The organism is Blastococcus sp. CT_GayMR20, from assembly GCF_004570345.1.
The window spans coordinates 66,219-88,209 of record NZ_SPQM01000007.1; the positions used below are offsets into that span (position 1 = coordinate 66,219).

General features: G+C 72.2%; 20 protein-coding genes. 8 read left to right on the plus strand and 12 right to left on the minus strand.

Going from position 1 to position 21,991, the window contains the following annotated elements:
* Window positions 1-27 precede the first annotated feature (27 nt).
* A complete protein-coding gene (locus E4P40_RS03500; protein ID WP_135157320.1) occupies window positions 28-261 on the plus strand; it encodes a hypothetical protein in 234 nt (77 codons plus the stop codon).
* Here the strand turns inward: E4P40_RS03500 and pyrE are convergent.
* From pyrE to E4P40_RS03515, 3 genes are all read right to left on the minus strand, one after another.
* Complete coding sequence (gene pyrE / locus E4P40_RS03505; protein WP_209305175.1) at window positions 258-812, minus strand: orotate phosphoribosyltransferase; 555 nt, start codon at window positions 810-812, stop codon at window positions 258-260. The two genes, E4P40_RS03500 and pyrE, sit on opposite strands and share 4 nt — an antisense overlap.
* Before the next feature lie 78 nt (window positions 813-890).
* Window positions 891-1,559, minus strand: a complete 669-nt coding sequence (locus E4P40_RS03510; protein ID WP_245160118.1) for a fasciclin domain-containing protein — start codon at window positions 1,557-1,559, stop codon at window positions 891-893.
* Window positions 1,560-1,701: 142 nt separating this feature from the next.
* Complete coding sequence (locus E4P40_RS03515) at window positions 1,702-3,303, minus strand: molybdopterin-dependent oxidoreductase (RefSeq protein WP_135157322.1); 1,602 nt, start codon at window positions 3,301-3,303, stop codon at window positions 1,702-1,704.
* 173 nt (window positions 3,304-3,476) lie between these two features.
* Here E4P40_RS03515 and E4P40_RS03520 point away from each other — a divergent pair, with 173 nt between their 5' ends.
* On the plus strand, window positions 3,477-3,944 hold the full coding sequence (locus E4P40_RS03520; RefSeq protein WP_135157324.1) for a hypothetical protein: 468 nt from the start codon (window positions 3,477-3,479) through the stop codon (window positions 3,942-3,944).
* 4 nt (window positions 3,945-3,948) lie between these two features.
* Here the strand turns inward: E4P40_RS03520 and E4P40_RS03525 are convergent, their stop codons facing one another.
* The 3 genes from E4P40_RS03525 to clpB all read right to left on the minus strand — a co-directional run bounded on the left by E4P40_RS03525 (window position 3,949) and on the right by clpB (window position 7,881).
* Window positions 3,949-4,653 (minus strand): hypothetical protein, encoded by a 705-nt coding sequence (locus tag E4P40_RS03525; protein WP_135157326.1) that lies wholly within the window; start codon window positions 4,651-4,653, stop codon window positions 3,949-3,951.
* Window positions 4,654-4,746: 93 nt separating this feature from the next.
* Entirely contained in the window at window positions 4,747-5,142 is a 396-nt protein-coding gene (locus E4P40_RS03530) for a hypothetical protein (protein ID WP_135157328.1), read from the minus strand.
* A gap of 141 nt (window positions 5,143-5,283) precedes the next feature.
* On the minus strand, window positions 5,284-7,881 hold the full coding sequence (gene clpB, locus E4P40_RS03535) for an ATP-dependent chaperone ClpB (protein ID WP_135157330.1): 2,598 nt from the start codon (window positions 7,879-7,881) through the stop codon (window positions 5,284-5,286).
* A 203-nt stretch (window positions 7,882-8,084) separates the two neighbouring features.
* Here clpB and E4P40_RS03540 point away from each other — a divergent pair, with 203 nt between their 5' ends.
* Together E4P40_RS03540 and E4P40_RS03545 are read left to right on the plus strand one after the other, a co-directional pair.
* Window positions 8,085-8,540: a MarR family transcriptional regulator gene (locus tag E4P40_RS03540; protein WP_135157332.1), complete on the plus strand. Its 456-nt coding sequence runs from the start codon at window positions 8,085-8,087 to the stop codon at window positions 8,538-8,540.
* A 79-nt stretch (window positions 8,541-8,619) separates the two neighbouring features.
* Entirely contained in the window at window positions 8,620-9,060 is a 441-nt protein-coding gene (locus E4P40_RS03545) for an OsmC family protein (RefSeq protein ID WP_135157334.1), read from the plus strand.
* Window positions 9,061-9,067: 7 nt separating this feature from the next.
* Here E4P40_RS03545 and E4P40_RS03550 read toward each other — a convergent pair whose 3' ends face one another.
* Genes E4P40_RS03550 through dnaK form a run of 5 tightly spaced genes read right to left on the minus strand, consistent with a single transcriptional unit; the run spans window position 9,068 to window position 13,754 of the window.
* Window positions 9,068-9,547, minus strand: coding sequence for a MarR family winged helix-turn-helix transcriptional regulator (locus E4P40_RS03550; RefSeq protein WP_209305176.1), 480 nt, complete (start codon window positions 9,545-9,547; stop codon window positions 9,068-9,070).
* A complete protein-coding gene (locus E4P40_RS03555) occupies window positions 9,544-9,981 on the minus strand; it encodes a helix-turn-helix transcriptional regulator (protein ID WP_135157336.1) in 438 nt (145 codons plus the stop codon). Before E4P40_RS03555 ends, E4P40_RS03550 begins: the two co-directional genes overlap by 4 nt.
* Window positions 9,978-11,180 (minus strand): molecular chaperone DnaJ, encoded by a 1,203-nt coding sequence (gene dnaJ, locus E4P40_RS03560; RefSeq protein ID WP_135157338.1) that lies wholly within the window; start codon window positions 11,178-11,180, stop codon window positions 9,978-9,980. The genes E4P40_RS03555 and dnaJ overlap by 4 nt, the downstream gene beginning before the upstream one ends.
* Window positions 11,181-11,214: 34 nt before the next feature.
* A complete protein-coding gene (gene grpE / locus E4P40_RS03565; protein WP_135157340.1) occupies window positions 11,215-11,895 on the minus strand; it encodes a nucleotide exchange factor GrpE in 681 nt (226 codons plus the stop codon).
* The gene (gene dnaK / locus E4P40_RS03570; RefSeq protein WP_135157342.1) at window positions 11,892-13,754 is read right to left on the minus strand and encodes a molecular chaperone DnaK; all 1,863 of its coding nucleotides are present in this window, start codon (window positions 13,752-13,754) and stop codon (window positions 11,892-11,894) included. Before dnaK ends, grpE begins: the two co-directional genes overlap by 4 nt.
* Window positions 13,755-14,385: 631 nt before the next feature.
* Here dnaK and E4P40_RS03575 point away from each other — a divergent pair.
* The 3 genes from E4P40_RS03575 (at window position 14,386) to E4P40_RS03585 (ending at window position 19,404) form a co-directional block, all read left to right on the plus strand.
* A complete protein-coding gene (locus E4P40_RS03575; protein ID WP_135157344.1) occupies window positions 14,386-16,683 on the plus strand; it encodes a (Fe-S)-binding protein in 2,298 nt (765 codons plus the stop codon).
* Window positions 16,684-16,765: 82 nt separating this feature from the next.
* Entirely contained in the window at window positions 16,766-18,085 is a 1,320-nt protein-coding gene (locus tag E4P40_RS03580; protein ID WP_245160119.1) for an MFS transporter, read from the plus strand.
* Window positions 18,082-19,404, plus strand: a complete 1,323-nt coding sequence (locus E4P40_RS03585) for an MFS transporter (protein ID WP_135157348.1) — start codon at window positions 18,082-18,084, stop codon at window positions 19,402-19,404. The genes E4P40_RS03580 and E4P40_RS03585 overlap by 4 nt, the downstream gene beginning before the upstream one ends.
* Here E4P40_RS03585 and dcd read toward each other — a convergent pair.
* Window positions 19,373-19,960 carry a dCTP deaminase gene (gene dcd / locus E4P40_RS03590; RefSeq protein WP_135157350.1) on the minus strand — a complete coding sequence of 196 codons (588 nt, stop codon included), beginning with the start codon at window positions 19,958-19,960 and terminating at the stop codon, window positions 19,373-19,375. The genes E4P40_RS03585 and dcd overlap by 32 nt on opposite strands.
* A 91-nt stretch (window positions 19,961-20,051) precedes the next feature.
* On the opposite strand from dcd, the gene E4P40_RS03595 reads away from it, so the two are divergent.
* Window positions 20,052-21,991: S8 family serine peptidase (locus E4P40_RS03595; protein ID WP_167762093.1), on the plus strand; the 1,940-nt coding region annotated here is incomplete at its 3' end.

Genomic DNA, 21,991 nt, shown 5'->3' on the forward strand with positions numbered 1-21,991 from the left:
GTAGTGCGCCTTGGTTGGATGGGCGGCATGGAGATCGGACGGCGCTGGAACCAGCTGAGCGCGCGCGACCGCCGCCTCGTCGTTCTCGGGGCGGTCGTCGACGGCGCTCTCAAGGTGGCCGCGCTGGCCGATCTGAGACGCCGTCCGCCGTCCGGCGTCCGTGGCCGCAAGTGGGTCTGGGCGACGGTGGTGGCCCTCGCCAACAGCTTCGGGGTCGTACCCCTCGTCTACTTCGTCCTCGGCCGGCGCCGGGACCGCTAGCTCAGGCCGAGATCGGCGAGGGTGAAGACGGCGCGGTACTCGAAGCCGGCCTTCTCGACGGCCTCCCGCCCACCGCGGTCGACGATCACGGCCACCGCGATCACCTCTGCGCCGGCCTCCTGCAGGGCCTCGGCGGCCGTCAGCGGACTGCCGCCGGTGGTGCAGACGTCCTCGACAACGAGCACGGCACGGCCCTCGACGTCCGGACCCTCGATCCGCCGCTGCAGCCCGTGGGCCTTGCCGGCCTTCCGGACGACGCAGGCGTCGAGGTAGCCCTCACCGTCGGAGGCGGCGTGCAGCATGGCCGTGGCGACCGGATCGGCGCCGAGGGTGAGCCCGCCGACCACGTCGTAGCGCAGGTCGCCGGTCAGTTGCCGCATCACGCGGCCGACCAGCGGAGCGCCCTCGTGGTGCAACGTGAGGCGGCGCATGTCGATGTACCAGTCGGCCTCCCGGCCCGAGGAGAGCGTCACCTTCCCGTGCACGACAGCCAGCTCGACGATGAGCTGGAGGAGGCGGTCACGGTCGGGCAGCGATGCAGGAGCCGTCATAGGGGCCGACCCTAGACACGGCGGAGGGCCGCCGCCCGACCCGGAGGTCGGACGACGGCCCTGGCGTGCGGCGCCGAATTACGCGCCGGCGGGCTTGAGGACCTGGTCGATGATGTAGACGGTCGCGTTGGCGGTCTGCACGTTCCCGCAGATCACCGAGGCCTCCATGCCGAGGATGGTGCCGTCCATCGCGATGGTGAAGTTCTCACCGGAGCCCTCGATGGTGACCTCGTCGTTGTTGACCGTCGTGTGCGTGCCGGCCAGGTCCTCCGGGGTGAGGCGACCCGGGATGACGTGGTGGGTCAGCACCGTGGTCAGCTGCGGGACGTCGGCGAGCAGCGCGTTGAGCGCGTCGGCCGGAACCGCCTCGAAGGCCGGGTTGGCCGGGGCCAGCACCGTGATGTCGTCGGTGGTGTTCAGCGTGTCGCCCAGGTTCGCGGCGGTCACGGCGGCGACCAGCGTCGACAGCGCCGGGTTGTTGCTGGCGGCGGTGGCGACCGGGTCGTCGGTCATCCCGGTGAAGCTCCCCTCGCCCTCGGCGGGGACGGCGGAGCATCCGGAGCCGAACGGCTCGTCGGACGACGCCGGCATGGCCTCGCTCTCCGACGTCATGGGGGCGCTGCTGCTGCTCTCGGAGGAGGCGTCGCTCTCCGTCGCGGTGTCGTCGGAGCCGCAGGCGCTCATCGTGATGGCTAGCGTGGAGACGGCGGTGAGAAGGACGCCGCGGGAGAGAAGGGTGCTCTTCACGTGTTGGTGCTCCTTTGTCCTGTCCGTGCGACCGCATTGTCGCGGGCGGGTGGTGCACCGGCCGCGGTCGCGGTCCGGAATCGCGTCACCGGCAGATACCGGGACGGGTCTGGGAGGGGGGCGCGCGGCCCCCGGGTGGTGGTCATGCCGCGACCACCTGGACGGAGTGCCAGCCGCTCGACCCGTTCGGGAACGGGGTGACCCGCTCGTCCGTCTGGGTCTCGCCGTCGGCGCCGGTGGCGCGGACCGTGATCGAGTGCCGGCCGGCTGCGAACTCGTAGGGCAGCACCCACTGGCGCCAGAGGTCGGCGTCGACCTCGGGGGAGAGCTCGGCCTCCGCCCAGTCCTCGTCGTCGACCTTGACCTCGACGCGGGCGATGCCCCGGGTCTGCGCCCAGGCGACCCCGGCGATGGCGCGCCGGCCGACGGGGAACTCCCGCAGCGGCGCGGGAGTGTCGATGCGGGACGCGACCTTGATCGGCCCCTCGGTGGCCCAGTCCCGCTCGGTCCAGTAGGCATCGAAGGCGTCGTAGGTGGTCGCCTCGATCCGCGTCAGCCACTTGCAGGCGGAGACGTAGCCGTAGAGACCCGGGATCAGCATCCGGACGGGGAAGCCGTGCTCGACGGGCAGCGGCTCGCCGTTCATCCCGAACGCGAGCATCGCGTCCTCGACCTCGAGCGCCGACCGCGTGGGGGCGCCGATGGTCATGCCGTTGACGTCGCGGCAGACGAGCTGGTTGCTGTCGGACCGGATGCCGTTCTCCCGGAGCAGTGCCCCGAGCGGGACGCCGATCCAGCGCGCGGTCCCGGCCAGCTTGCCGCCGACCTCGTTCGAGACGCAGGTGAGGGTGACGTCGCGCTCGATGATGTCGTCGCGCTCGAAGAGGTCCGGGAGCATGTAGCTGCGCGGGGTGTCGAACATGCCCGTCATCGACAGCCGGTAGTCGCTCGGCGAGATCTGCGGGACGACGATCGCGGTGTCGACACGGTAGAACTCGCGGTTCTCCGTGAACAGCGGGGTGAGCCCCTCGACGTCCTCGGCCAGGTCGGCACCGGCCGGCAGGGATGCGGCCCGGGACGACGGCGTGGGCAGCTGCAGGTCGGCACGGGCGCCGGCCACGCTGAAGCGGCGCTGCAGGAGCCGTCCGCCGCCACCGGTGACCGCGGCCGCGCCGAGGGCGACGCCGCTGGTGAGGAAGAAGCGGCGGCGGTCGAGGCCGGCACCCTTGCGGTCACCGGAGCCCAGTACCTCGCGGAGGCGCTCGACCATCCCGTCGTCGGCGGAACCGCCGGCGGGCGGGCTGGTCGAGTCGGGACCGACGCTGGTGGTCAGCGTGAGGGGAGCGACGAGGGCCAGCAGGGCCACGATCCCGGCGGCCGCGCCGGCGATCGACGGCAGCATGTCCAGCGGTCCGCCGGCGGGCCGGGTGACGGCCGCGACGGCGCCGACGAGCCCGAAGAGGCCGATGCCGACGGCACCCAGACGGCGACTGCGCAGGGCGACCAGGCCGATGACGACGGCGTAGAGCGCGATGACGACCAGGGTGCCGGCGACGAGGACGATCTTGTCGTTCTCGCCGAAGTTCCGGATCGCGAACTCCTTGACCGGCTCCGGGGTCAGGGTGATCGCTGCGTCGCCGACCGCGATGACGGGCGAGGATCCCGGCCCCACCAGGGCCGCGACCAGTTCTGCGACGCCGAGGGCGACGGCCGCCGCGAGGACCCCCGCGAGCGCGGCGAACACCGGGCGGCGCCCGCGGCCGGGCCGGGACGTTTCCGGGGCCGGGCTCGGCGCCTGCACAGAGGTGGTCACACCAGGCTTTCGGCGCGTGCCACCGATCCGGATTCGTTGTGCACGATATTTCTTCCGGCCGCGCGCCGACCACTGCCTCCCCGGCGGTCTGCGAGGCTGGCCGCGTGCCGAATTCCGAGCTCCCCGCCGAGGACACCTCGGCCGCCCCGTCGATGCCCACGTCCGTGCGTGTGGCGATCGTCGCGATGGGCGTCCTGGCAGCGCTGCTCCTGCTGAGTGGCGGGCTGCTCTGGTACGGCTACGACACCGCGGTCGAGACCGTCATGGAGTCGAGCAACGCGTCGCGCAGCGAGGCCACGCGGTTCGTGACCCTCTCGCTGGTGCCCTACCTGGCCCTCGGGCTCCTCCTCGCGCTGTCCGCCTGGTTCCTCCCCCGCCGGCAGCCGTGGGCACGGTGGCTGGGCCTGGCGGCGGCAACACTGCTCGGCCTGCTGACCGTGTTCAACGTCGTGGTCTCGGGCGGGGTGACGTTCTACTCGCTGCTCGTCCTGGTGCTCTCGATCGCCGCGGTCACCAGCCTGCTGGCACGCACGACGACGGACTACGTGCCCAGCCTCCGCGCCCGCGCCTGACGGTTCACCCCTGGCCGGTGGCCCGCTGCCAACTGCGGTACCGGTACCACTCGTTGGACGGCTTGAGGGCCAGGAGCACGACGCCCGCGACGGTCAGCAGCAGCTGGAAGACGCCGAGGGACGTGAGGAAGCCGCCGAGCGCGCTCCCGGTGGCCAGCCCGGCCACGCCGCTGAGGACGGCGAGACCGCCGAGGACCCACAGCACGATGCGCGCCCAGTTGTGCCCCTTCCAGGCGAACCAGATGAAGAGCAGTTGCAGCGCGACGAAGATCAGGGTGACCACGGCGCCGATGAGGATCGCCGACCGGATGAGGTCGTCGCTCACCTCGATGTCGGACCCGCTGCGCGCCAGTTCCTGCGCGACGAGGTCGTCGATGTCGGAGAAGGTGACGATCGAGGAGACGATGCCGAGGATCAGGTTGGCCACGAACGCGCCGATGCCGGCCCGCACCGTGGTCGGGCGCTCGAGGGCGGGCGGCGCCCCCTGGCCGGCCGGTGCCGAGGGCGCAGGGGCGTAGCCCGGGTAGGGCTGGCCGTAGGGCTGCTGCGGGGGCGGCGGCGCGTTCCAGCCCTGCGGCGGCGGCGGGGCGTTCCACCCCTGCGGCGGGGTGCCCTGGCCCGGCTGGCCCTCGGGCCCGGGGTGCTGACCCCCGGGGCCGGGGTACTGACCCTCGGGGCCGGGGTACTGACCGCCCTGTCCTGACGTCATCGCGTTGCGCCTCCATCTCGTTCCGGATCCACCGTGATCATGGATGACCCGGGACTCGAGAACCAGCGTCCCGCGCCGACTCGCCCGGTCGTGTCAGAGCCGTGCCGCCGGCCGGCCGGATTCATGGATGCGCGCCCGGCAGTCGGGGTGCCAGAGAAGCAGCAGGAGCCCGCCAACCAGCACGAGCCCGACTGATCCCTTCACGACCGACCCGGACGCGACCAGCCCCAGAGCGAGCAGGATCCCCACGCCGGCTTGCACCGTCAACGCGTACCAGGTCCACGGTCGGCCTCGCCCCCACTCGGCGGTGACCCATCCGGACAGCGCCGTGATCGCCGCGGGGAAGACCACGAACCACAGGACGCCGGCCAGCCAGGCGCCGAGCAAGGAGAAGCCTGCCCAGACCGTCAGCAGCGTCGTCTGCCACATCCCGTAGAGGTGCACCCAGCGCTGTGCGTCCAGCCGCTGCCAGGTCGATTCCCGTTCCATGCCGATCCCTCCGCCGTCCCGAGCGGACACGGTAGGTCGGCGGCAGGGGCCTCTCGGGGCAGCCGTCCACAGGCTGTGGATACGGCCCCCTGCAGGGTCCCGCCGCGAGCTTGCGAGCGGTGGGGGGCAGGGGGTCCTCCGTCAGCCCTTGGTGACGCGCAGGCCCGTCTCGCCGTCGACACCCGCGACGTCGGCCGGCCAGTCCACGACGACCTCGTCGCCGTCCCGGATCTCGCCGGCGAGCAGCGCCCGCGCGAGCTGGTCGCCGATGGCGGACTGCACGAGCCGGCGCAGCGGGCGGGCGCCGTAGACGGGGTCGAACCCGTTGAGCGCCAGCCACTCCCGCGCCGCGTCGGTGACCTGCAGCGTCAGCCGGCGGGCGGCCAGGCGGCGGGCCAGGACAGCGACCTGGATGTCGACGATCCCGGTCAGCTCCTCGCTGCCCAGCGCCCGGAAGACGACCACGTCGTCCAGCCGGTTGAGGAACTCGGGCTTGAAGTGCGTCCGGACCACGTCCATGACCGCCGACCGGCGCCGCTCCTCGTCCACCGACTGGTCGGCGATGATCGTCGACCCCAGGTTGGAGGTGAGGATCAGGATCGTGTTCCGGAAGTCGACCGTGCGGCCCTGACCGTCGGTGAGCCGGCCGTCGTCCAGCACCTGCAGCAGGATGTCGAAGACGTCCGGGTGTGCCTTCTCCACCTCGTCGAGCAGCACCACCGTGTACGGACGACGGCGCACCGCCTCCGTCAGCTGACCGCCGGCCTCGTACCCGACGTAGCCGGGGGGCGCGCCCACCAGCCGGGCCACCGAGTGCTTCTCCGAGTACTCGCTCATGTCGATGCGGACCATCGCCCGCTCGTCGTCGAACAGGAACTCCGCCAGCGCCTTCGCCAGCTCCGTCTTGCCGACACCGGTCGGACCCAGGAAGAGGAAGGAACCGGTGGGCCGGTCGGGGTCGGACACCCCGGAGCGCGCCCGTCGGACGGCGTCGGACACGGCACGGACGGCGTCCGGCTGACCGACGACCCGCTTGCCGAGCCCGTCCTCCATGCGCAGCAGCTTCTGGGTCTCGCCCTCGAGCAGCCGGCCCGCGGGGATGCCGGTCCAGGCCTGGACGACCTCGGCGATGTCGTCGGGGCCGACCTCCTCCTTGAGCATCGAGTCACCGCCGGCCACCGACTCCTCGGCACCGGTCAGCGACCGCTCGAGCTCGGGGAGCCGGCCGTAGCGCAGCTCCGCCGCACGGGCCAGGTCGCCGTCCCGCTCGGCGCGCTCGGCCTCCAGCCGGACGTGCTCCAGCTCCTCCTTGATCCGCTGGATGCGCTCGATCGCCGTCTTGTCCTGCTGCCAGCGGAAGGTGAGCTCCGCCAGCTCCTGCCGCCGGTTGGCCAGCTCCTCGCGCAGCGCCGCGAGCCGGGCGAGGGAGGACTCGTCGTCCTCCTTGCTCAGCGCCATCTCCTCGATCTCCATCCGGCGCACGGCGCGCTCGACCTCGTCGACCTCGACGGGGCGGCTGTCGATCTCCATGCGCAGCCGGCTGGCGGCCTCGTCGACGAGGTCGATCGCCTTGTCCGGCAGGAAGCGCGCCGTGACGTACCGGTCCGACAGGGTCGCTGCGGCGACGATGGCGGCGTCGGTGATCCGGACGCCGTGGTGCACCTCGTAGCGCTCCTTGAGCCCACGCAGGATGCCGATCGTGTCCTCGACCGAGGGCTCGCCGACGAAGACCTGCTGGAAGCGCCGCTCGAGCGCCGGGTCCTTCTCGATGTGCTCGCGGAACTCGTCGAGCGTCGTCGCGCCGACCATGCGCAGCTCACCGCGGGCGAGCATCGGCTTGATCATGTTGCCCGCGTCCATGGCCGAGTCGCCCGTGGCCCCGGCGCCGACGATCGTGTGGAGCTCGTCGATGAAGGTGACGATCTGCCCCTCGGCGTCGGTGATCTCCTGCAGGACCGCCTTCAGGCGCTCCTCGAACTCACCGCGGTACTTGGCGCCGGCGACCATCGAGCCGAGGTCGAGCGCCATGAGGCGCTTGCCCTTCAGGCTCTCCGGGACGTCGCCGGCGACCATCCGCTGGGCGAGGCCCTCGACGATCGCGGTCTTGCCGACGCCGGGTTCCCCGATGAGCACGGGGTTGTTCTTGGTCCGGCGGGAGAGGACCTGGACGACGCGGCGGATCTCGGTGTCACGGCCGACGACGGGGTCGATCTTGCCGTCGCGGGCGCGCTGCGTGAGGTCCACGGCGTACTTCTCCAGCGCCTGGAACGTGCCCTCGGGGTCGGGCGTGGTGACCTTGCGGTTGCCGCGCACGGTGCGGAAGGCGGCCAGGAGCGTGTCGCGGGTGGCCCCGGAGCCCGTCAGCACGTCGCCGGCTTCCCCCTCCGAACCGGCCAGGCCGACCAGCAGGTGCTCGGTGGAGACGTACTCGTCGCCCAGGGCGCTGGCCTGCTCCCCCGCGGCGTTGATGACGCGCAGCAGTTCACGGGACGGCGACGGTGCGGCGACCGTGGCGCCGCTGACGCGCGGCATGCGGCGCAGTGCGGCTTCGGTCTTCGCGCGGACGTCGGCCGGGTCGGCCCCCACCGCGGTCAGGAGCGGACCCGCGATGCCGTCGGTCTGCTCCAGCAGGGCCGCGAGCAGGTGCAGCGGCTCGAGTGCCGCCTGCCCCCGGCTGACGGCGAGCCGCTGGGCGGCGGCGAAGGCTTCCTGCGAACGGGTCGTGAGCTTGCTCTCCATGGTCGCTGACGCGCGTCCTCTCAGCTGGTCGTGCGGTGCCGCCGGTCAGGTCCGGCAGCGCGTGGTCGCTGGGTCCAACGACCGTGGAGTTGAGTCTGTTCCACTCAACCCTGTGCGTCCACTCGCCGCTCCGGGCGTCCCCAGGGTGGACCGCAGATGCCGAGCCGATGGCGCTGGGGCGTCCGCGCCCTAGACTTGCAGGTATGACCACCCTGCCGGCGCCGAGCGTGGCGCTCGACGACCAGCTCTGCTTCGCGCTCTACGCCGCCTCCCGGGCGGTGACGGCGCGCTACCGGCCGATGCTGGACAAGCTCGGTCTCACCTATCCGCAGTACCTGGTCATGATGCTGCTCTGGGAGTCCGACCACCAGACGGTGGGGCAGCTCGGCTCGCGGCTGGCGCTCGACAGCGGCACCCTCTCCCCCCTCCTCAAGCGGCTGACCGCCGCCGGCCTGGTCACCCGGCACCGGCGCGTCGAGGACGAGCGGTCGGTCTCGATCGCACTGACCGACGACGGCCGGGCGCTGCAGGAGAAGGCGCTGTCGATCTCCGAGGAGATGATCGGCGCGATCGGCTTCGACACCGGTGAGTTCGACGAGCTCATGCAGCGGCTGCGCCTGCTGACCGAGCGGGTCAACAGCGGCGAAGTGGTCTGCTGAAGAGGTAGCACCGGGTCATCACGGGTAAGGGCAGCGCGAACGCCGTCCAACCGAGGGCGGCCGCGCCGAAGGAGCCCCCGTGGCCACACGCACCGCACGCACCGCCTGGAACGGCACCCTGCAAGACGGGTCCGGTCGCACCGAACTGGCCAGCTCCGGCCTCGGCACCTTCGACGTGTCGTGGCCGAAGCGGACGTCGGAGGAGGCCGGCGGGAGCACCAGCCCGGAGGAACTGATCGCTGCTGCCCACGCGTCCTGCTTCGCCATGGCGTTCTCAGGGGGGATCGCGAAGGCCGGCGGGACGCCGCAGAGCCTGGACGTGACCGCCGACGTCGACTTCGGTCCCGACAAGGAGCGCGGCGGCTTCATGATCACCGGGATCACGCTCACCGTGCGCGGCAAGGTGGAGGGCCTGGACTCCGCCGCGTTCGAGAAGGCGGCCCAGGAGGCCAAGGCCGGGTGCCCTGTCAGCAAGGCCCTCGCCGGCGTCGACATCACCCTGGACGCCGCACTCGCCTGAGCGGTGCCTAGGAGCCCTGCTCCTCCGCGTCGCGGGCCTCGCCGATCCGGTTCAGCCGACCCAGCAGCTCCGCGAGGCGGGCGACGTCCTCGGCAGGCCAGTCGCTCATGTCGGCCTCCCACCGGGCGCGCCGGGACTGCCGCACGCGCTCCAGCCGCTCCGCTCCCTCGGCAGACGGCGTGAGCACCTGCGCCCGGCCGTCGACGGGGTCGGCCGCCCGGTCGACCAGGCCGAGGTCCACCAGGTTCGACACCTGGCGGCTGACCGTGCTCTTGTCCAGGCCGAGGCGGGCCACCAGGTCGCTCGCGCGCAGGGGGCCGGTGTCCTGCAGCAGCGCCAGCAGCCCGTACGCGGCGCCGTCCAGTTCGGGGTGCAGCTCACCGGCGAGCCGGGTGGAGATGGCCCGGGCCCGGCGCAGCAGCAGGGCGATCTCCCGCTCGAGCCGGACGAACGCCTGGTGGCCGTCCACCGCGGGACCGTCGGTCACCGTTCGCTCCGGGGGCGCCAGACCACGAGGGCGGAGCCGGGCCGCCTGTGCGGCACGAGGTCGCGCCGGTAGCCGGCCGGCACCGCGGACTCCGCGGCGATCCGGCGGGTCTCCGACCGCTCCAGGTCCTCGAGCAGCTCGTGCACACGGGCCTGCAGGGCTTCCACCCGGGACTCGAGCTCGATGATCCGCTTGATGCCCGCGAGATTGACGCCGTCCTCCTGGGAGAGGCGCTGCACCTCGCGGAGCAGCGCGACGTCCCGGGGGCTGTACCGGCGTCCGCCGCCGGCCGTGCGGCCGGGGCGGACCAGCCCCAGACGGTCGTACTGACGCAGGGTCTGGGCGTGCATCCCGGCCAGCTCGGCGGCCACCGAGATCACGAACACGGGGGCGTCCTCCGCCACCGGGCGCACCGCGTCCTGCGGGCTGCTCATCGCTCGGCCCCCGCCTCCACCGCCGCCGTGATCTGCGGCCGCGGATCCTCGTTCATCTCCTCGGCCAGCGTCTCGATCACCTTGCGCTGCGCCGGCGTCAGCCGCACGGGGACGGCGACGTCCAGGGCGACCAGCAGGTCGCCCGTGCGCCCCTTGCCCGGCACACCGTGGCCGCGCACCCGCAGCGTCCGCCCGCTCGCCGTCCCGGGCGGGACCTTGAGGGAGACGGTGCCGTCCAGCGTCGGCACCGTGAGCGTCGTGCCGAGCGAGGCCTCGGCGAAGGTGATCGGCACCGTCAGCGTGAGGTCGTCGCCCTTGCGCCCGAACAGCGCGTGCTCGGACACGTGGACGACGACGAACAGGTCGCCCGCCGGGCCACCGCGCCGTCCGGGAGCGCCCTTGCCGGCCAGCCGGATGCGCTGGCCGTCCTTGACGCCGGCCGGGATGCGGACGGTGATCGTGCGGGTCTGGGTGGTGACGCCGTTGCCGGCGCAGGTCGGGCACGGGTCGTCGACGACCGAGCCGGTGCCGCGGCAGTTGCGGCACGGCTCGGAGAAGGCGAACGCGCCCTGGCTGCGGCTGGTGACGCCGGCGCCCTGGCACACCGGGCAGGTGTGCGGGCTCGTGCCCGGCTTGGCCCCGCTGCCGTTGCAGGTCGGGCACGTGCCCGGGCTCTGCATGCGCAGCGGCACCGTGACGCCGAGGACCGCCTCCTCGAAGGAGAGGGTCGCCTCCGTCTCCACGTCCTGACCGCGGGCCGGTCCGGACGCGGCCTGGCTCCGGCTGCGCGCCGTCCCCCCGGCTCCCCCGAACAGCCCACCGAGCAGGTCGCCCAGGCCACCGGCACCGCGTCCGGCGGTGGGACCCGTCGTCCCACCACCGAACAGGTCGCCGAGGTCGAACGGCTGGCCGCCACCCCCGGCCCCGGGGAAGCCTCCGGGGAAGCCACCGCGGCCGCCGGCCCCGAACAGCCGGCGGGCCTCGTCGTACTCGGCCCGGCGCTTGGTGTCGGACAGGACGTCGTAGGCCTCGGAGACGTCCTTGAACCGCGCCTCGGCCTCGCTGTTGCCCGGGTTCTTGTCCGGGTGCAGCTCCGTCGCGAGCTTGCGGTAGGCCTTCTTGATCGCCGCCGCGTCGGCGTCCTTGGGGACGCCCAGCGCTGCGTAGTAGTCCTTCTCGATGAAGTCCCGGGTGCTCATCGGGCACCCCCTCTCGGTGTCAGTCGGGTCGCGGTCAGCCCGCGGCCGGCTCGTCCGTGGCCGGCTGGGCCTCGGGAGCCGCCGGGTGCTCGGGATCGGTCACCCCGACCATCGCCGTCCGCAGCACGCGGTCGCCGCGGCGGAAACCCTGCCGCAGGACCGTGGTGGCGGTCGGGACGCTCACCTCCGACGACGTGTCGTGGATGACCGCCTCGTGCAGCGCTGGGTCGAACGGGTCCCCGGCCGTGCCGAACGACTCCACGCCCAGACCGTCGAGCAGGCCGAGGACCCGGTCGGCGACCACCTTGAAGGCGCCGGTCAGGTCGCCGTGGTCCCGCGCCCGCTCGATGTCGTCGACGATCGGGAACAGCTGGAGCGCGAACCGCTCGGCCGCCTGGTCGACGACGAGGGACCGGTCGCGGTCCACCCGGCGGCGGTAGTTGGCGTACTCGGCGGTGACCCGCTGGAGGTCGTCGGTCCGCTCGGCCAGCTGGCTCTCCAGGTCACCGCCACCGGTGGGGGGCGGCGCAACCGGCGCCTCGTCGACGACCGGCGTCTCGTGCTCGCTCATCTGTTCCTCTCGGGCCTGGCCGGTGGGGGTGGAGCCGGCCGGCTGCTCGCCGGCCGGCACCCGCACCTGGCCGCTGACCGGATCGATGCGCCGCTTGTCGCGGATCACGACCCGCGGCGTCTCCTCGTCCCGCGGCTGGCTCATGGCCGCTTGTCGGTGTCCTCGTCGACGATCTCGGCGTCGACGACGTCGTCGTCACCGGCCGGCGCGGACTGGTCCGCGCCACCGGTCGGGCCCTCGGCACCGGCCGCCGCTGCTTCGGCCTGCTGGGAGTAGAGGGCGCCACCGACCTCCTGGGACACGCGGGCCACCTTCTCCTGCGCGGACTTGATCGCGTCCATGTCCGAGCCGCCGAGCGCCGAACGCAGGTCGGTCAGCGCCTCGCCGAGCTCGTCCTTCTTCTCCGCGGGGATCTTGTCGCCGTTCTCCGCGAGGAACTTCTCGGTCTGGTACTGCAGCGACTCGGCGAGGTTGCGGGTCTCGGCCTCCTCGCGACGCTTCTTGTCCTCCTCGGCGTGCGCCTCGGCGTCCTTCATCATCCGCTCGATGTCGTCCTTCGGGAGGGCCGAGCCGCCGGTGATCGTCATCGACTGCTCCTTGCCCGTGCCGAGGTCCTTGGCGTGGACGTGGACGATGCCGTTGGCGTCGATGTCGAAGGCGACCTCGATCTGCGGGACGCCACGGGGGGCCGGGGGCAGACCGGTCAGCTCGAACATGCCGAGCTTCTTGTTGTAGGCGGCCATCTCGCGCTCGCCCTGGAAGACCTGGATCTGCACGGACGGCTGGTTGTCGTCGGCCGTCGTGAAGATCTCCGAGCGCTTGGTCGGGATCGTGGTGTTGCGCTCGATGAGCTTGGTCATGATCCCGCCCTTGGTCTCGATGCCGAGGGACAGCGGGGTGACGTCGAGGAGCAGGACGTCCTTGACCTCGCCGCGCAGGACACCGGCCTGCAGGGCGGCACCGATGGCCACGACCTCGTCCGGGTTGACGCCCTTGTTGGGCTCCTTGCCACCGGTCAGCTCGCGCACCAGGTCGGACACGGCCGGCATGCGGGTCGAGCCACCGACGAGGACGACGTGGTCGATCTGGCCGACGGAGATGCCGGCGTCGCGGATCGCCTGGTTGAACGGCGCGCGGGCCCGGTCGAGCAGGTCCTGGGTCATCCGCTGGAACTCGGCGCGGGTGATCGTCACGTCGAGGTGCAGCGGGCCCTCGGCACCGGCGGTGATGTAGGGCAGGTTGATGTTGGTCGACTGGGCGCCGGACAGCTCGATCTTGGCCTTCTCGGCGGCCTCGCGCAGGCGCTGCAGGGCCAGCTTGTCCTTGGACAGGTCGATGCCGTTGGAGGCGTTGAAGGTCCGGACCAGGTGGTCGACGACCTTCTGGTCCCAGTCGTCGCCACCGAGGTGGTTGTCACCGGCGGTGGCCTTCACCTCGATGACGCCGTCCCCGATCTCGAGCAGGGAGACGTCGAAGGTGCCGCCACCGAGGTCGAAGACGAGGATCGTCTGCTCGGTCTCGCCCTTGTCCAGGCCGTAGGCCAGCGCGGCCGCGGTCGGCTCGTTGACGATGCGCAGGACGTTGAGGCCCGCGATCTCACCGGCCTCCTTGGTGGCCTGGCGCTGCGCGTCCTCGAAGTAGGCCGGCACGGTGATGACGGCGTCGGTGACGGGCTCACCCAGGTAGGTCTCGGCGTCCCGCTTGAGCTTCTGCAGGACGCGGGCGCTGATCTCCTGCGGCGTGTAGCGCTTTCCGTCGATCTCCGGGGACTTCCAGTTCGTGCCCATCTCGCGCTTGACCGAACGGATGGTGCGGTCCACGTTGGTGACCGCCTGGTTCTTCGCGGACTGGCCGACGAGCACCTCGCCGTTCTTGGCGAAGGCGACGACCGACGGGGTGGTGCGCGAGCCCTCGGAGTTCGCGATGACCGTCGGCTCACCGCCCTCGAGGACGGTGACGACGGAGTTGGTGGTGCCGAGGTCGATTCCGACCGCTCGAGCCATGGGGATGGCCTCTCTTCCGTGTGCTGGGGTGCTGCTGTGGTCCGGTAGCTGAGGGCTCTCACCATCTTGCGCGTGGTCCGCTCAACTTTCCTGCCCACCCTAACGGCAGGCATCCACCCCGTGTTCCGGGGGTTCCCAAGATCTTCGTCGCGCCGCCGGGTCCGGCCTACGAGAGCCGCGTGGCATCTGCGCCGCGTCGCCACCGATCAGGATCGATGAGCCGGAGCCTGGGAGGAGAAGCGCCGCGAGGACGAGCTCCGCGGTCTCGACGTCCGGGTCGTTGGATCGCCGACGCAGACCTCGGCGCGCGATGGCCGTCGGTCGAGGCACACCTTCCAGGATCGGTAGCGAGTCCGGGTCCGTCCCGGCGGCGCTTCACCGCGACCGCCCGCAAGGCGGGCACGCTCCGAGCCGGCTGAGGACGGCGGTCCTCAGCGCGGATCCGTCGTACTCACGTTGCTGCGCGAGGGCGGCGGCCCTACCCGGGAGGCCGACGGGCGCCGCGCCCAGGGTTACCGCCGAGTAGCGCTGTGGGACGCGAGCTATCGTCCGGTACGGAAAAGCGCGTCGTCCTCGCCGCAGGGCAGACGGGGCACAGCCGACGCCGACAGGCGTTCCGGGGAGGAAGAACATGACGGGCCCGTTGCAGATCGTCCTGGGCACGATCAGCGTCCTGTTCCTGATCGTGGCGTCGGTCATGGCGTACCGGGCGGTCCGGGCGATGGTGCGCATCATCCGCACCGGTCAGCCCGACGGCACCCGCTTCGGCCCGGTCAAGAACCGGCTCAAGGTCCTGGCGATCGAGTCCCTCGGCCACACCCGGATGCTCAAGTGGTCCGCGATCGGCGCCGCGCACTGGTTCGTCTTCGTCGGCTTCTACGGCCTGTTCCTCACCCTGGTGGAGGCGTTCGGCGAGGTCTGGAACCCGGCGTTCCACCTGCCGCTCATCGGCGAGTGGTTCCTCTGGAACCTGTTCGCCGACATCATCGGCGCCGGCACGATCCTCGGGATCCTGTACCTGATCTACCGCCGCCAGAAGGACCACCCGCGCCGTCAGGGTCGGAAGAGCCGCTTCGCCGGCACCAACGAGGGCCGCGGGTACTTCGTCGAGTTCGTCGTCCTCACCGTCGGCACCTGCATCCTGCTGATCCGCGCCCTCAAGGTCTCCAGCGACCTGACCGAGGCACCGGGCTGGTCGCACCCGGTCTCCGGGGCACTGGCGAACCTGCTGCCCGACAGCCCCGACCTGCTGACCGTCGTCGCGTTCGTCAAGATCGTCGTCAGCCTCGTCTGGCTGGTCGTCATCAGCCGGATCCTGAACATGGGCGTGGCCTGGCACCGGTTCAGCGCCTTCTTCAACATCTACTTCAAGCGCAACGACGACGGCAGCGTCGCCCTCGGCCCGCTGCTGCCCATGACCAGCGGCGGCAAGCCGATCGACTTCGAGGATCCGGGCGAGGACGACATCTTCGGCCGCGGCAAGATCGAGGACTTCACCTGGAAGGGGATGCTGGACTTCACCACCTGCACCGAGTGCGGGCGGTGCCAGAGCCAGTGCCCGGCCTGGAACACCGGCAAGCCCCTGTCACCGAAGATGGTGATCATGGACCTGCGGGACCACCTGTACGCCAAGGCCCCGTACCTGCTGGGTGAGCAGACCGCGTCGGAGACCGCTCCGGACTACGACATCCTCAAGCCCAGCGACGAGCAGGTCTGGGCGTCCGGCTACGCCCGCATCGAGGGCACCAACGACGCCCAGGCGCACCGCCCGCTGGTCGGCACGCTCGAGGAGGGCGGGGTCATCGACCCCGACGTCCTCTGGAGCTGCACCAACTGCGGTGCCTGCGTCGAGCAGTGCCCGGTCGACATCGAGCACGTCGACCACATCCTGGACATGCGCCGCTACCAGGTCCTCATCGAGTCGAACTTCCCGTCAGAGGCCGGCGTGATGATGACCAACCTCGAGAAGCGCGGGAACCCGTGGGGCATGGGCGGCAACGTGCGCGAGGACTGGATCAAGGAGCTCGACTTCGAGGTCAAGGTCGCCGACGGCCCCCTGGACTACGACATCGAGTACCTGTTCTGGGTCGGCTGCGCCGGCGCCATCGACGACCGCGCGAAGAAGGTCACCAAGGCCGTCGCCGAGCTGCTCGACATGGCCGGCGTCGAGTTCGCCGTCCTCGGCAACGGCGAGACCTGCTCGGGCGACCCGGCCCGCCGCATGGGCAACGAGTTCCTCTTCCAGATGCTGGCGCAGGAGAACGTGGCCACCCTCGACGGCGTCTTCGAGGGCCGCGTGCCCGGCATGCGCAAGATCGTGGCGACCTGCCCGCACTGCTTCAACTCCCTGAGCAGGGAGTACCCGCAGCTCGAGGGTCACTACGAGGTGGTGCACCACACGCAGCTGCTCGGCCAGCTGGTGGAGGAGGGCCGGCTCACCCCCGTCACGCCGGTCGACCGCAAGGTGACCTACCACGACCCGTGCTTCCTCGGCCGGCACAACAAGGTCTACACACCGCCGCGCGAGATCCTCGACTCCGTCCAGGGCCTGTCCACCCAGGAGATGCACCGCTGCAAGGACCGCGGCTTCTGCTGCGGCGCCGGCGGCGCGCGCATGTGGATGGAGGAGAAGATCGGCAAGCGCATCAACATGGAGCGCACCGAGGAGGCCCTCGAGCTCGACCCCGACGTCATCTCCACCGCCTGCCCGTTCTGCATCACGATGCTGAGCGACGCGCTCACCAGCAAGAAGCAGAACGGCGAGGCGGCCGAGCACGTCGAGGTGCTCGACGTCAGCCAGATCCTGCTGCGCTCCATGACGCCGGTCGGCGTCGTCGCGCAGGGCGCGGAGTCCGGGCCGGACGTCGGCACGGAGGCCGGCGACGTGGCGGGCACCGGATCGGCGGCCACGGAGCACGGCCAGGCCTGACGACCCGGGTGACCGGAGCGATCGTTACGCCGGCTCACGACCCCGGCGCTGCCGGTCGACGCCCATGGTGGACGATCGCCCGGTGACCAGCACCGTCGCGGCGACGCCCCGGGCGCACCGCCGGGGACTCCTGCTGATCGGGACGGCGATCGTGCTGACCGGGCTGAACCTCCGGACCGCGGTCACGAGCATCGGCCCGGTGCTGCAGGAGATCCAGGACGGCCTGGGCATCTCGAGCGGGCTGGCCGGCCTGGTCACGACGATGCCGGTGCTCTGCTTCGCGGCCATCGGCTTCGCCGGACCGGGGCTGTCGGCCCGCTTCCGCGACTCGCACGTGCTCAGCGGGGCGCTCGTCACCATGGCGGCCGGCCTGGTCGTCCGCGCGGTCGCACCCGCCTTCTGGCTCTTCCTGCTCGGCACCGTGCTGGCGATGGTCGGCGGCGCGCTGGGCAACGTGCTCCTGCCGAGCCTGGTGAAGCGGTACTTCCCCGGCCGCACCGGACTGATGGTCGGCGCCTACAGCACCGCCATGGCGGTGGGCGCGACCGTGGCCGCGGTGACGACGGCCCCGATCGCCGCTGCTGTGGGCGCCGGCGGGTGGCGCTGGGCGCTCGGCGCGTGGGCGGCGTTCGCCGTGCTCGCCGCCGTCCCCTGGCTGTTCGTCCGGGCGAACCCGGGAGCCTCCCCCGGCACGCACACCGCCGTCCGGCTGCACGGCCTGTGGCACAGCCGCATGGCGCTGGCGCTGATGGTGTTCTTCGGCGTCCAGGGCCTGCAGGCGTACATCATCCTCGGCTGGTCGGCCCAGTACCTCCGGGACGTCGGACTGACCGCGGGGGCCGCGGGTCTGCTGCTCGGCCTGAACCAGGTGATCGGCATCCCGCTGAGCGCCCTCGTCCCGGCACTCACGGTCCGCCCGCGCGCCCAGCGGCCGCTGCTGCTGGGCTTCATGGCCTGCTACACCGTCGGGTGGATCGGCCTCTGGGCGGCCCCCCGGGCCGCGCCCTGGCTCTGGATGATCGTGCTCTCCGTGGCCATGGCGTGCTTCCCGATGATCCTGACGCTCATCGGCCTCCGGGCCCGAACCCCCGCGACCACCGCCGCCCTGTCCACCTTCGTGCAGAGCTGGGGCTACCTCATCTCGGCCGTGGGCCCGGTGCTCGTCGGCGTCCTGCTGGGAGCCACCGGCAGCTACGTGCCGATGTTCGTGCTGGTGCTCGCGGGTGTGCTGGTCCTCACGGTCACCGGCTGGCTCATGACGCGCGAGCGGTACGCCGACGACGAGGTGAACCGGTTCGACCCCGACTGGTCCTCGACCGGTCACTGCGAGGACGTCCTCGAGTCCGCCGGCGCAGAGCCGCCGGTCAGCGCGCACGTCACCCGGAGGACGATCGCCCGGTGACCCGCATCGCCCCGTCGACCCCGGCTGCCGCCGCGGGTCACCGCCGCGGGCAGCTGCTGATCGGCGTGGCGATCGTCCTCACCGCCCTCAACCTCCGGACGGCGGTCAACAGCGTCGGGCCGGTGCTCGAGGAACTGCAGCGGGGGTTGCACCTCTCCAGCGGGCTCGCGGGCCTGGTCACCGCGCTGCCGGTCCTCTGCTTCGCCGCCCTCGGGTTCGCCGGCCCGCCGCTGTCGGCGCGCTACCGGGACTCGCACGTCCTCGCCGGTGCGATGGCCGCGATGACGGCCGGCCTGGTGCTGCGCGGCGTCGCGGGGACCTTCTGGCTGTTCCTCGTCGGCACCGTGCTCGCCATGACCGGCGGTGCGCTCGGCAACGTGCTGCTGCCCAGCCTGGTGAAGCGGTACTTCCCGCACCGCACCGGCCTGCTGGTGGGCGCGTACAGCACGGCCATGAGCATCGGCGGCGCCGTGGTCGCCGTGGCCGCGCAGCCGATCGCCGACGCCGCCGGGGTGGACGGCTGGCGCTGGGCGATGGGCGTGTGGGCCGTGCCCGCCCTCGTCGCCGCGATCGTGTGGCTGGCCGTCCCGGCCCGGCCGGCGACGTCCGTCGCACGGCAGGCCGCCGTCCGGATCCGTTCCCTGCTGCGGAGCCGGACGGCCGTCGCCATGGCGCTCTTCTTCGGGATCCAGGCCATGGAGTGTTACGTCATCGTCGGATGGGCGGCCCAGTTCCTCCGGGACGAGGGGCTCAGCGCGACTGCCGCCGGCCTGCTGCTCTCGGTCAACCTCGCCATGATCATCCCGGTCAACATGGTCGTGCCGGCGCTGACCGTGCGGGTCCGGCTGCAGCGGCCACTGCTGGTGTTCTTCCTTGCCTGCTACGCCGTCGGCTGGCTGGGCCTGTGGCTCAGCCCGCTCACGCTGCCGTGGCTCTGGATGGGCCTGCTCGGGGTGGCCATGGGCACCTTCGCCATGGTCCTCACGCTGATCGGGCTCCGATCCCGGACGGCGGAGACGACGGCCGCGCTGTCCACGGCGACCCAGGGCTGGGGTTACCTCCTCGCCGCCGGGGGGCCGCTGCTGGTCGGCGTCCTCCGTGGCATCACCGGCGGGTACACCGGCATGTTCGTCCTCGTCCTCGTCGGCGTCGTGCTGATGACGGTCACCGGTTGGCTGGTCACCCGGCAGCGGTTCGTCGACGACGAGGTGCCGAGGCGGTCAGCAGGGGGGCTGCCGGAGGACGTCATCGAGGTGGCCGGCGTCGAGCCGCCGGCAGCGGTGCGCCTCAGGACGGACGGCGGGTCTCCGCGCGGGTGAAGTTCCGGTAGGACCGGGACGGCGTCGGCCCGCGCTGGTCCTGGTAGCGCGAGCCGTAGACGGCCGAGCCGTACGGGTGCTCCGACGGGCTGGTCAGCCGGAACATGCACAGCTGGCCGATCTTCATCCCCGGCCACAGCGTGATGGGCAGGTTCGCGACGTTGGACAGCTCCAGGGTGATGTGCCCCGAGAACCCGGGGTCGACGAACCCCGCCGTCGAGTGGGTGAGCAGGCCGAGGCGGCCCAGTGACGACTTCCCCTCCAGCCGGGCGGCCAGGTCGTCCGGGATGCTCACGACCTCCAGCGTCGACCCGAGGACGAACTCGCCGGGGTGCAGCACGAACGGCTCGTCGCCCTCGGGCTCGACCAGCGTCGTGAGGTCGTCCTGCTGCTGCGCCGGGTCGATGTGGGTGTACCGCGCGTTGTTGAAGACGCGGAAGAACCGGTCCAGCCGGACGTCGATGCTGGAGGGTTGCACGAGCCCCGCGTCGTAGGGCTCGATGCCGAGGCGACCCTCGGCGATCGCGGCCGTGATGTCGCGGTCGCTCAGCAGCATGGCGCGGAGTCTAGGGAGTGCCCGCCTCACCCCTCCGGGCGAACCCTCTCAATCCGGACCTCCAGCACGCCGTTGACGACCAGGAGGGCGCATGTCCGCGCCCGCAGGTCAGCAGGTGAGAGGTCGGCGGATGAAGAGCAAGCGGGTGCAGGCGATCGTCCTGACCGCCGCGGTGGCTGCCGGGTACGCAGGCGCGGCGACGTTCAGCGCCCTGGCCGCTCCGTCGCTCCCCGTCATCTCCGACTGGGGCCCGGGCGACGGACTGACCCGCTACGTGCTCACCGCCGTCAACGGCGCGGCGTCGCCGGCGCTCCTGGCCGACCTCGAGCGCGTCGACGGCGTCGTCCACGCGCAGTCCCTGTCCGACGGACGCGCCCTCGTCGCCACCGAGGACCTCCTCGCGCAGGACCTCCGCGCCCTGCAGGGGGTCTCGGCGGTCGAGCTCTCCGCATCCGTCCCGGTCGCCGCGAGCGTCACCGACCCGCTCTTCCCCGGCTACGGCTGGCACCTGGCCAACACCGGTGCCAACGCCTACCAGCAGAGCGCCGTCGCGGATGCCGACACCGACGCCCCCGACGGGTGGGACACCACCGCCGGCGACGGCATCGTCGTCGCCGTCGTCGACTCCGGCTACGACTCCGACCACCCCGACCTGGCCGGCGCGCTCTGGACCAACCCCGCGGAGTCCTGCGGCAGCGTCGACACCGACTTCAACGGCAAGGCCGGCGACTGCCACGGCTGGAACTGGAACACCAACAGCGCCGACATCGACAACGGCACCGGCGGCGGCCACGGCGCCTCGGTCTCCGGCACGGTCGGCGCGCGGGCGGGCAATGGCACCGGCCTGGCCGGCGTGGCCCCCGACGTCACGATCATGCCGCTGGTCATCGGCTCCGGCAGCACCGTCGACGTGTTCGCGGGCGCCGAGGCGATCCGCTACGCCGTCGACCACGGCGCCGACGTCATCAACGCCTCCTGGGGCGGGGCCGTCGGCGGCAGCGCGCTGACCGCGCTGAAGTCCGCGGTGGCCTACGCCGCCGACCACGACGTCCTCGTCGTGGTTGCCGCCGGCAACGACTCGGGCAACCGCGACACCGACCTCGTGTACCCGGCCAGCCTTGCCGACTGGAACGTCATCACCGTCGGCGCCTCCACGGCGTCGGACGGCGTGAGCTCCTTCTCCGCCTACGGCGCCGCGTCGGTCGACCTCTTCGCGCCCGGCTCGCTCGTCGTCGTGACCACCAACACCGGCGGCTACGGCCTGTCGAACGGGACGTCGTTCTCCTCCCCGATGGTCGCCGCCGCGGTGGCGCTCTACCGCGCCGCGATGCCCACGGCCACTGCCGCGGAGATCAAGCAGGCGCTGCTCGACGACGTCGACCCGGTGCCCGCCTTCGCCGGGAGGTCCGTCACCGGCGGCCGGCTCAGCCTCGGCAAGCTCACCGGCACGGCCACCGAGTCGGTCCGGTACGCCTTCACGTCGATGACGGCCCCGGCCGGCGTCGTCACCCCCGCGATCGGCGTGACCGGTCCGACGGCCGGCGGCGCGTACGACGTCGTCCTCGGCCTGGGCATGGAGGACGGCGGCGAGGTCTGGGCGCTGGCCGACAAGGACGTCACCCTGGACGGCGTCACGGTGACCACCGACGACGCCGGCGACGCCGAGTTCTCGCTCGGGACCTTCGCCGGGTTCTCCGCCGGCGCGCTGTCGCCGTCGATCGAGCTGGGTGACGGCCGGTACGTGCTCACCGTGCAGCTCTACCGCGACGGCAGCCCGGTCGGACGCACGTACGCGGCTCCGCTGCTGGTCGGCTCCGCGGTACCGGCTCCCGGCAGCACCCCTCCGGGCAGCACGCCTCCGGGCAGCACGCCTCCGGGTGGGACCACCCCCGGCGGGACGACGCCCGGCTCGACCACGCCCGGCGGCACCACCCCCGGCGGCACGACGCCGCCCGGCACCACGACCCCCGGCGGGACCACCCCGCCCGGGACCACCCCGCCCGCCCCCGGCCCGGGCGGCGCCGCGCCGTC